Source organism: Lyngbya confervoides BDU141951 (genome assembly GCF_000817775.3).
Taxonomy (GTDB): Bacteria; Cyanobacteriota; Cyanobacteriia; order Thermosynechococcales; family Thermosynechococcaceae; genus Lyngbya; species Lyngbya confervoides.
On record NZ_JTHE03000063.1, the window covers coordinates 26,838 to 36,614 of the forward strand.

General features: G+C 55.6%; 9 protein-coding genes. 2 read left to right on the forward strand and 7 right to left on the reverse strand.

Annotated features, from left to right (window positions below; translation table 11 throughout):
- Positions 1-110 precede the first annotated feature (110 nt).
- Positions 111-626, forward strand: a complete 516-nt coding sequence (locus tag QQ91_RS11990) for a methylated-DNA--[protein]-cysteine S-methyltransferase (protein ID WP_166282341.1) — start codon at positions 111-113, stop codon at positions 624-626.
- On the opposite strand, the gene sodX is transcribed toward QQ91_RS11990, so the two are convergent.
- A complete protein-coding gene (sodX, locus tag QQ91_RS11995) occupies positions 623-1,021 on the reverse strand; it encodes a nickel-type superoxide dismutase maturation protease (RefSeq protein ID WP_166282343.1) in 399 nt (132 codons plus the stop codon). The two genes, QQ91_RS11990 and sodX, sit on opposite strands and share 4 nt — an antisense overlap.
- Positions 1,022-1,172: 151 nt before the next feature.
- Positions 1,173-1,655 (reverse strand): superoxide dismutase, Ni, encoded by a 483-nt coding sequence (gene sodN / locus QQ91_RS12000; RefSeq protein ID WP_250833344.1) that lies wholly within the window; start codon positions 1,653-1,655, stop codon positions 1,173-1,175.
- 374 nt (positions 1,656-2,029) lie between these two features.
- Here sodN and QQ91_RS12005 point away from each other — a divergent pair, with 374 nt between their 5' ends.
- Positions 2,030-4,318 (forward strand): NACHT domain-containing protein, encoded by a 2,289-nt coding sequence (locus tag QQ91_RS12005; RefSeq protein WP_166282345.1) that lies wholly within the window; start codon positions 2,030-2,032, stop codon positions 4,316-4,318.
- 123 nt (positions 4,319-4,441) lie between these two features.
- Here the strand turns inward: QQ91_RS12005 and dcd are convergent, their stop codons facing one another.
- The 5 genes from dcd to QQ91_RS12030 all read right to left on the reverse strand — a co-directional run bounded on the left by dcd (position 4,442) and on the right by QQ91_RS12030 (position 9,655).
- Positions 4,442-5,035 carry a dCTP deaminase gene (gene dcd / locus QQ91_RS12010; protein ID WP_166282347.1) on the reverse strand — a complete coding sequence of 198 codons (594 nt, stop codon included), beginning with the start codon at positions 5,033-5,035 and terminating at the stop codon, positions 4,442-4,444.
- 93 nt (positions 5,036-5,128) lie between these two features.
- Positions 5,129-5,689: a P-loop NTPase family protein gene (locus QQ91_RS12015; RefSeq protein ID WP_349306866.1), complete on the reverse strand. Its 561-nt coding sequence runs from the start codon at positions 5,687-5,689 to the stop codon at positions 5,129-5,131.
- A 229-nt stretch (positions 5,690-5,918) separates the two neighbouring features.
- Complete coding sequence (locus QQ91_RS12020; protein ID WP_166282349.1) at positions 5,919-7,412, reverse strand: serine/threonine-protein kinase; 1,494 nt, start codon at positions 7,410-7,412, stop codon at positions 5,919-5,921.
- A gap of 129 nt (positions 7,413-7,541) precedes the next feature.
- The gene (locus QQ91_RS12025) at positions 7,542-8,681 is read right to left on the reverse strand and encodes a serine hydrolase (RefSeq protein ID WP_201277441.1); all 1,140 of its coding nucleotides are present in this window, start codon (positions 8,679-8,681) and stop codon (positions 7,542-7,544) included.
- Positions 8,681-9,655 carry an integron integrase gene (locus QQ91_RS12030; RefSeq protein WP_166282353.1) on the reverse strand — a complete coding sequence of 325 codons (975 nt, stop codon included), beginning with the start codon at positions 9,653-9,655 and terminating at the stop codon, positions 8,681-8,683. Before QQ91_RS12030 ends, QQ91_RS12025 begins: the two co-directional genes overlap by 1 nt.
- Positions 9,656-9,777: the final 122 nt, after the last annotated feature.

The following is a 9,777-nucleotide window of genomic DNA, read 5'->3' on the forward strand; positions in this document are numbered from 1 at the left end:
CACTGAATTAAACACTGACTCCCTGAAGCACTTAAAATAGAGTCTGAACCTCAATGATATGTAGAACCCCTTTAACACAACGCTCATCCTGCCCTGAGTCAGTCCCCCCGATGATCGATCTGTTTATAGATTCCACGCCGTCACCTTTAGGCATCATCGATATTGTAGCGGATGCCAGCCGTTTGCTTAGCGTTGATTTCCAAGATTGCCGACCCCGGCTGCATCGATTGCTGACCAAGCGCTACGGTCCTGTCTCTTTGATTCCCCGTCCGCATCTGCTCCAGGCCAGGGATCGTCTCAAGGCCTACTTTAGCGGTGAGCTAGATGCCTTACAGGGGATAGCCATTGATCCTGGCGGCAGTGTTTTTCAACGGCAGGTCTGGGGATCTTTGTCCACCATTCAACCTGGATCCACGCGCACCTATGGAGACTTAGCCCAGCAAATTCACCGACCGGGGGCAGCCCAGGCCGTTGGGCGTGCCAATGCCCTGAACCCAGTGCTGATCTTTTTACCCTGCCATCGTGTGGTGGGGCGAGATCAGACTCTGGTGGGCTACGCTGCGGGTTTACAGCGCAAACAGTGGCTCTTGGCCCATGAAACCGGCAGCCTCTTCGGGAGGATCTAGCGACGCGCAGGGGGCTTGAGGGGCACAGCCAGGACCGGGCGAGAAAAAATGCAGGTTACCTGCCCAAGCACCTGGGGGAGATCCACGGCTCCAAACTGACGACTGTCGGTGCTGGCCTCCCCATTATCCCCCACCACCCAAATTTTTTCTTCCAGAATGCGTTCCACGCGCTTTACCAGGGGCAAGCCGGGCTGTTGAGGGTGGACCAGGACAATAATTTCTCCGGGCTGGGGTCGTCGCTGTGTGTAGGATCGGGGGTTGAAAAGAATTTCATCGCCGGGTTGCAGGGTGGGAACCATGGACCGGTGGTAAACCACTAGGCGCTGACGACGTCCTGCCAGCCACAGCAAAAACTCGACCCCGTTAATCAGCTGGACAGGAGAAGGGGGAGACATATATCAATCTGCTCCAGTGTTAACATTCGCTCCGGTTGATAAAACAAGAAGCCAGCCTCCCTCCTGGACACAAGAGGGAACCTGGCTCAACCTGTAGGATGGCGCTGATTATAGCGCTGTAGCGCTATAATCAGCACTGGACTTGGGGACTTTAGCTGGCCGTATACCAAGCCACCTCTCGGTTTTTGGTGGCCCAAAACATGGAGTGAATTTTCTCGACGGCGCTCATTAAATCGCTCGCGTGCTGCTGGCTGACCTCTACTTTGCAAGAGGAGCAAAGCTTAGCCGCTTGCCAGAAGGTGGTGTGCAGGTCTGGGAACTGCTCCAGGTGCTGGGGCTTGAAGTAGTCTGTCCAGAGAATGAGTAGCTCGTCCTTTGTGATTTGAGCCTGCTCTTCCTTAATCGCAATGTAGCGCGAGATTGTGTTTTCGTAGGCGACCCTGGCGGTCACATCACCCGCAGCCGGCGGCTGTAGATCAAGAATTTTCTTGGTCATCGAGAGTACAGCTTCCGCGGCAATGCGGGCCGATGAGGGGTCATACACGCCGCAGGGACCGTCGCAGTGGGCGCTCACGGCTGCCGTTGCAGGCTTGTAATGTTGAATCAGACGGGTAATGAACTGAAGATTCATCATGACCAAATAATTGTCTCCTCTGTTGTGAGCAGGAAAATTTTTAGCAAGGTTATGCTCCAGGGACGAGATTGCCTGGATGCTATCCCCGTGGAGCCAGTGCAGCTCCGGGGAACACCTTCAGACCTTGCCCCCAACCCGCTAAAAAAGCCGCAAGCTCGAAACCAAGGTTGCAGCCATCGGATGGGGTTCGATGTATAAGGTTCTGAACGTGAACGGTTAAGGAATCTCTGACTTCCTCTTGTCAGAGCTTATCACACTCTCCCCCCTCCGGGGATATTCCCACTCCCCGGAGAGCCCCCCTTAAGGCCCGGACGGTCGGGTCCAGACGGGGAGGGGGCACCCTAAGAGCAGCGTATTGTAGACAGGAAGTGCCGATGGCCAAGCGATCGCTGAAGGCATCAATCACAGGTCGAGCCTTGGCAAAGCAAGCCTTCGAACGAACCAGCTGGACCCAGGAATATTTGGCCTATCAGGTGGGGCTAGAGACTCGCCAGTCGGTTTGGAAATTTTTTTCAGGCCGAGCAGTGGATCGCCACATTTTCATGGAACTGTGCTTTCAACTCAACCTGGATTGGACAGATATCGCTGAGCAAGAAGACCCTCCTCCAGCGGCCCCGGACCAACCCGCCACCACCGTGGCCCAGATTAAGCAGCAGCTGCAAGCAGCGGTTCAAGATCAGTGGACTCCACTGCTTTCGCCCTTTACCGCCCACCAGCCCCTGTCAGTCCAAGCCCTGTATACCCCGCTTCACATTCTGCCCACGTTGACCCATGAGCGCTGGCTGGAAATTGCTGATCTTTCGGCCCAGGCTCGGGGTCAGGAATCCCTCACCTCCTGGCCGGCGCTGCAAAGCGTCAGCACCCATTCAAAGCTCGTGCTGCTAGGTAAGCCGGGTGCCGGGAAAACCACCTTCCTCCAGTATTTGGCGATCGCCTGCTTAGAGAACCATCTTTTTCCAGAGTTCATTCCGGTCTTGATTGCCCTGCGCAGTGTGGGGACGGATCACCCGTCTGACGGAGGCTTTTCCTCTCTGGCAGAGTTGATCCAGCGGCAAGGGGGATGGCGGGACATTCCGATGGAGGCGATTGAGTCAGCGCTACAGACGGGTCGGATGCTGCTGCTTTTTGATGGACTCGATGAAGTGCCCGATGGGATACAGTCTCCGCTGACCCTGGCGCTGCAGCAGTGGTTTTCCAGCTACGGGGGCAATCGCATGGTGGTGACCGCCCGGATTTCATCCCAGCGCCCCCTGTTTCAGGGGTTTACCTATGTAGAGCTGGCGGATTTTTCCCGGCCCCAGATTGAACAGTTTACGCGCCAATTTTTTAATGCGGTTGCCCCCCCACCCCAGCGGGGATCAGTGCTGGCTCAGCACTGTCTTGAGCAGCTTTACCGCAAATCTAATCAGCCCCTTTTAGGCCTGACGAGCACCCCAATTCTGCTGACCTTAATCTGTTCCATCTTTCTAGAGCGGCGATCGCTCCCTAGCCATCGAGCTAAGCTCTACCAGTATGCTCTGGAGATTTTTCTCAGCCGTTGGGACCAGGCCCGCGGCATTGACCGATCGGGTCTGGCTCTTGCGCCTGGCGATCTGTTGGGGATTTTGACCCTGATTGCCGCTAATCTTTCTGAGCGGGAGAAGATCTATGTGGAGCGTGCAGACCTCGTGCAGCTTGTGCGCCAAGCCCTCCAGACAGTGTTTGGGGAAGCAAACCAACCGGCAGGGACTGAAGTTTTACAAGGCCAGGCTGAGCAAATGCTTCAGCAGATCGTGTCGCAGCAAGGGCTTCTGGTGGAGCATGCCCGCGGGATTTTTGCATTTTCCCACCTGACCTTTCAGGAATATTTGACCGCACGCCACATGGCGGCTGGCCCCCCAGATCGTCTGAGTCAGCTCCTTCACCACATGACCGATCCTCACTGGCATGAGGTGATTTTGTTAACCTCCCATCTTCTGGCGGAGGAGACGGCGTTTTTGCAGCAGATGTGTGATCATCTGAGGGTCTGGATTGGCGCCCATCCGCGAATTTGTAACTATCTGGCCATGATTCATGGGCGTGTCCAAGCTCTAGAGGGACCCTATCCAGTCTGGGCACTTCGTGCCTTTTATTTTTCTATTCTGTGTCCCATAGAGAACCTGGGGCATCTGCCCTTGCCCACCTTCTTATCCGGACAAGCCGCCACGGATTTGGCGCTAGACCTGGCGCTGATCCGGTTGGTCCAAAAAATTGAGCAGGTTGTGGCGTCCTATTCTATCCAGGGATTGCTGGAGATTTATGTGGCCCTTAACTTTGAACAGATCTTCCGGCTAGACCGCAGCTTTCTCCGCGATTTAGCCTTTCTTAAGGCAAAGCTGCCGGACTATGCCCACGGTAGGACAGTCCAGCTAGACTGGTGGCAACGAAATGGGGCGATCTGGCTGAAGGATTGGTACGAGTTATTGAAGCAACATCGCGGGCTGGTGGTTAACTGGCACTGGAGCGGTGCGGAAACAGCGATTTTGCATCAGTATTTCTATGGCAATCAACTCCTGGTGGAAAGCCTCAATGCTGCGCCTCACCTCACGCAGCACCAGCGTCAATCTCTGATGGGGCAGCTATTTCTACCCCAAGATCATTCACAGCTTGTAACCGACGCAGCTGATTATGCCAGGGTTTATTAGCAGAGGGGCTGCCCCAGGAACGGCAATGAAAGAGACCGCCCACCATCGCCATCTATGAAAACCAAGGTTTGCGGTGTTGTATCAGGCGGCCCTGTCCAGAGATGGGAAGGGATGGGATTCGGTCTAGAGACGGGCTAAGGTTACTACCTCATCCTGGTTTTGATATTTCCCCTGACGGGTGTTGTAGCTGATCTCGCAGGGATCGCCTTCAAAAAACAACAGCTGCACAATTCCCTCGTTGGCGTAAATACGGCAGTCGGCGCTGGAGGAATTAGAAAATTCCAGGGTCAGGTGTCCGTGCCAGCCAGCCTCCGCCGGAGTGAGGTTGGCGATCAAGCCAATGCGGGCATAGGTTGATTTTCCAATGCAAATCACCGACACATTTTCTGGAACCTCCAGGCGCTCTAGGGCAACGCCCAGGCCATAGGAATGGGCCGGGAGAATAAAATACTGACCCTGCCCATCCTGGTGCAGGGCGGCTGGCTCTAAATTGGCGGGATTGAAGTTTTTGGGGTCCACAATGGTGCCGGGAATGTGACGAAAGACGCGAAAATCCCGGGGACTGAGGCGAATATCATACCCATAGGAGGAGAGGCCATAGCTAATGACCCGCAGTGGCTGCGCTGCCCCCTCCAATTGACGCACGAGTTTGGGCTCAAAGGGCTGGATCATGCCTTGCTTTGCCCGTTCAGTAATCCACAGATCGTTCTTAATCACAGTGCCTGCTCAGGGGAGAGTTCTTGCTTACGGTCGCGGTAATTCAAAGCCTCAGTTTACCAGGTTTGTTGGGGAGCAGCGGCAGTCCTTCCCTCAGGCAAACACGCTCCGTCTGAGCTCTGTAATCTGATCGGCGAGGTTTAGGATTGCCTCGGGCATGTGCGGACCGGTCAGGACCAGATCCAAACGACGGGGGCGCGCCTCCAGCATGGCCAGGCATTCTGCCTCTGGGATGAAGCCTAAATGAAGCGCCAGACTTAACTCGTCTAGAATCACCAGGGAAAATTGATCGGACTGAATTTGGGTTTGGGTATAGTGCCAAAGAGCGGAAATTTGCGCCTGTTCTGCGGCGGTGATGGAGGGGGTTCCCACGCAGTTGGGGAGTCCGCAGCGGATCCAGCGCAGGTTTTGGCAAAGCTGAATGGGCTGATCTGGCCCCATGCCTATTCCCCCCTTCAGGAACTGCACCAGCAGGGTGGGACGTCCCTGGGCCGCGGTTTGGATGGCTTGGGCGATCACAGCGGTAAAAAAGCTGCGCTGGGCTGCGGTAAAGACCTGAACCATTCCCTCAATGGCGGGTAGCCCCCCCGTTTCCAGGTCCATTCGCTTGGGTTCAACTTGGGCAATCATGCGGGTTCCGACGGGCGTGGGCACAAAACACACCCCCTGCAGTTGCGTGCAAAACCCTGTCCGCAAACCTTGGGGTGACTCATATATAGCGCAAAATTCTGTTTGCATTGCAACGTTAACGCTATATCTGTGGATAAGTCAATGCTTGTTTACAAAATAGCGTCCTGGCCTCGGCCCTCCTCAGGCTCAGGATTGGGCCAGTCCTGCCAGGGGGACTATATCGGGGCGGAGCCCAAAAAATCAACTCAACGGCCTAGAAGCGACAAACGTAATCCAGCATGCTCTGGGTTGCCTCACTTTGGGGACTATACCAGCCATAGTCCTTCACAAACCACTGATTGCTGGCGCAGGCGGCCTGGGCCTCTAGCTGTTCGCTTCCAATCCGGTAGGTGAACTGGGTCTGGCTTCCGGTGGGCACAATGCTGGCATTGTCCACAAACACCTGTTCTCCCGTGACCGCTGTTCCCATGTAGGCCCAGTTGCGACTGCGGTTGCGCTGAATGACCACCGTGGATTCGCTTCCTGGACTGGTGGGGGGACTGGGGACCACTGGACTGGGGACCACTGGACTGGGGACTGCTGGACTGGGGACCACTGGACTGGCAGGCGGGCTAGCGGCGGCGGGCGACGGCGATTCCGTGGGCTGGGGACTCGGAGAATCGGCGGGTGGCGGAGCGGTGGGTGGATTGGGGGGGCTGGGAATTGGGGTGGATTGTTGGGTGACCAGGGTGATGTCCAAAGTGCTCAGGGCGATCGCTCCAATTGCCACAACCGCAGCAGTGGCCCCCCCTAATATCCACAGCCGCGCGCGGGCCGTTCTCGGCGGCGGCGCAGGTATGGGGTCTCGAAGGGTTTCGGGTAAGGGGGGAGAAGGCACCGGGACCTTAGGATGCTGCACCACGGTTTCCGGCTGCAGGGCCAGGAGCATGTCTCGAGCGGACGGAAAGCGGCGATCAGCAGTCATCTGAATGGATCGATCCAGGATATCCGCGAGGTCAGGGCTGAGGTGAGGCACCGCCGGTCGCCATTGCGGGGTGCCCTGGACGGGATCCGGGGGCAGCAAGGCGGGCATTTTGCCGGTGAGGGCATAAATGGCGGTCATGCCCAGACTGTAGATGTCGCTGGCAAATACGGGATAGCCCGCTAACTGCTCAGCGGGCATAAAGCCAGGGGTGCCCACCACAATGGATTGAGAATAGTGGCCCTGCGATCCTGGATCCTGGGTTCGCAGGGATTCCTTCACGGCCCCAAAGTCAATGAGAACCGGCTGTTGGGTTTCGCGACGCAGCAGGATATTGTCGGGCTTGAGGTCACGATGCACCATCTGGTGCTGATGGATATAGTCCAGAATTGGCAGCACCTGCAGCAGCAAATGGCGCACAAACGCCTCATCTTGGGGACCGGAGGTTTCAACCCGGTTGCTGAGGGTTTCTCCCTCAATCCATTCTTCAACCAGGTAGTAGTGGTCTTCTTCGGCAAAGTTGGCATAGAGGCGAGGAATCTGCTCGTGCTTGTCTCCCAGCATTTCTAGAATGGCAGCCTCCCGCTGAAATCGATCTCGGACTAATGCAGCAACCTGGGGATTTTCCGTCATGGGTTTGAGCTGCTTGACCACGCAGGTGCGCTGGGAGGGCATCTGCGTGTCAGCCGCTAGGTAGGTGGTGCCAAACCCGCCTTCGCCGAGCACTCGAATGACCCGATAGCGATGGGCCAAAAGTTCTGGAACCGAGTGGGAGGGATGGGCCATGGGGGAAAGTTGATGGAGGGAAAGTTGAGCGCGTGCGCGGGGACGGGAGCAGTTTCCAGGGGTGATTTTATAATTCTGGGCGCTGAGTTGGGCGATCGCAACGCTTCCCTTGCTTTTGTAACATTCGGGTCAGGGTAACTGGGGCAGCAGCTGGGCCAGGATCTGATTCATTTTATGGAGGACTTGGGCTTCGCTGAGGGATCGGGGTGGAGAAAGGGCCAGAATTACAAAATATTGATCGCCCTGCTGGGTTTGGATGACGCTGGTATCGACGTAGGTGTGGGAAAACAGGGCCACGCCGCATTTGCTTTGCAGGTTGGCCCAACCCTGTTGCTGACTGAGGGGCTGTAAAAACCGGCAGTAGTTATCGGCATAGCCTGGAAAACCGGCCTGTTGCGGGGTTTGGGAAAGGGTCTCCTGAAGCCAGGCGCGATCGCCGGGGCGCAGGTTAAAGCTTTGTTCAGGGGGAAACCACTGCGGGTAGGTGATCCGGGTCAGGATGCTCAGAAGATCCTGGGCGGTGGCGCAGTTGCCGAGGGTTTGATCCTTTTCCCAGCAGGGATAGGACTCGGTGGCGGCGGCAGCCGGGAGTTGCTGGGTTGTATCGCCCGATTGGAGAGTGATGGCGGGAGAGTCGGTGAGGGTGCCACGGTCAAGCATGAGGCGATTCACCATGAAGGAGGGGATCGCTTTGGCTTGGATGGTGTGATTGAGGGCATCGAAGCTCAAAAACTGGATCAGGCGATTGGTGGCGTCGTTGTCGGAAATGATCAGGGCTTTGCGGATGTCTTCGGCAATGGAGATTGGGGTGTTTGAGTTGGCAAACTGGTAGGTGCTATCGCGGGGCAGGTCCAGTTGATTCAGTTTTTCCAGGACGAGGGCCGCGATGCCAACTTTAATTGTGGAGGCGGGGTTAAAAAATCCTTTATCTTCTGCGTCTTGATACTGATTTTGATTGCTATCGGCGTAGATGGCGTTGAGAGAGTAGAGGTTTAAATCCGTGGGGCGACGGGCTGAATCGGCTTTGAGTTTACCAATCAGCAAATGCGGGTTCCACTGGGTGGTGGTTTCAGCGAGGGGGCCGGATTTGAGGAGGTTGGGCAGCAGGGTTGGGTTGATGGGCTGCTCCATCAGTTGCAGGTTGGGTTGGGAGAGCTGGCTGGGGAGGGGCTGGGGGGGAGGCAGGGGCGGCTGGGGTTTGGTGCAGCCGAGGCAGGCCAACAGACCTAGAGAAAGGGCTGACAGGGTGAAGCGCATAGGGATTGCCATTAGCGATCGAGGGGGCTACGAACGCCTAATGTACCTTGATTGAGAACGTGGGTGTAGATCATGGTGGTTTTAACGTCTTTGTGACCCAGCAGTTCTTGGACGGTGCGGATGTCATAGCCGTTTTCGAGCAGGTGGGTAGCGAAGCTGTGGCGGAGAGTATGGCAACTAATCTTTTTTGGAATTTTTGATTGTTGAGCCGCTCGCTTTATGGCGCGTTGCAGAACGCTATCATCCGTATGGTGCCGACGGATCTTGCCACTGCGGGGATCAATGGATCGTTTAGCAGCAGGAAAGACATATTGCCAAATCCATTCTCGCTCGGCATTGGGATATTTTCGCGCTAAGGCAAAGGGCAGATACACAGACCCATATCCCTGGGCGAGATCATTTTCGTGGAGTTGTTGAGTTTGTAGAATTTGAGCTTTGAGGAGGGGCTGAATGCTTTGGGGGAGAATCGTAATGCGATCGTGATTGCCCTTGGGGTTTCGCACTATGATTTGGGACTGAGCAAAGTCCACATCCTTGACTCGAAGCCGGATTCCTTCGGTAATCCTCATGCCAGCTCCATAGAGGAGTTTAGCGAGCAATTGGTTGGTTCCCTGAAGGTATTGGAACAGGTGTTGAACTTCGGCGGGGGTTAAGACCGTGGGCAGGTGACTGGATCGTTTAGCTCGAACTGCTTCAATGGAGTCGGCGAGTGGCAGATCCAGAATGTGACGATAGAGAAAAACCAGGGCACAAAGGGCTTGATTTTGGGTCGATGCAGCTACATTGTCGTGGACGGCTAAATGAGTGAGAAACGCTTCGACTTCAGGTTCCCCCATTTCTTGGGGATGACGCTTGTTATGAAACAGGATGTAGCGGCGAATCCAATGGATGTAGGTTTGCTCGGTGCGATAGGAATAGTGTTTAACTCGCATGAGATCGCTGACTTGCTCAAGCAATTTTCTGGGTCTTGCGGGATCCACAATCATGAGTCATAATCCCCGATTTTTATGAGTTCGAGCAGCAATTGCAGAGGGTGTGACCAAGATTTGATGTGAGTCATCAGACCTGATATTCTTTAGGGGTAGGCTTCTGTTGGAGGAGATTGGGT

Coding starts and splice junctions, on each gene's coding strand:
- QQ91_RS11990 (WP_166282341.1), top strand. CDS start 111: ATGATCGATCTGTTTATAGATTCCACGCCGTCACCTTTAGGCATCATC.
- sodX (WP_166282343.1), bottom strand. CDS start 1,021: ATGTCTCCCCCTTCTCCTGTCCAGCTGATTAACGGGGTCGAGTTTTTG.
- sodN (WP_250833344.1), bottom strand. CDS start 1,655: ATGATGAATCTTCAGTTCATTACCCGTCTGATTCAACATTACAAGCCT.
- QQ91_RS12005 (WP_166282345.1), top strand. CDS start 2,030: ATGGCCAAGCGATCGCTGAAGGCATCAATCACAGGTCGAGCCTTGGCA.
- QQ91_RS12020 (WP_166282349.1), bottom strand. CDS start 7,412: ATGGCCCATCCCTCCCACTCGGTTCCAGAACTTTTGGCCCATCGCTAT.
- QQ91_RS12025 (WP_201277441.1), bottom strand. CDS start 8,681: ATGGCAATCCCTATGCGCTTCACCCTGTCAGCCCTTTCTCTAGGTCTG.
- QQ91_RS12030 (WP_166282353.1), bottom strand. CDS start 9,655: ATGATTGTGGATCCCGCAAGACCCAGAAAATTGCTTGAGCAAGTCAGC.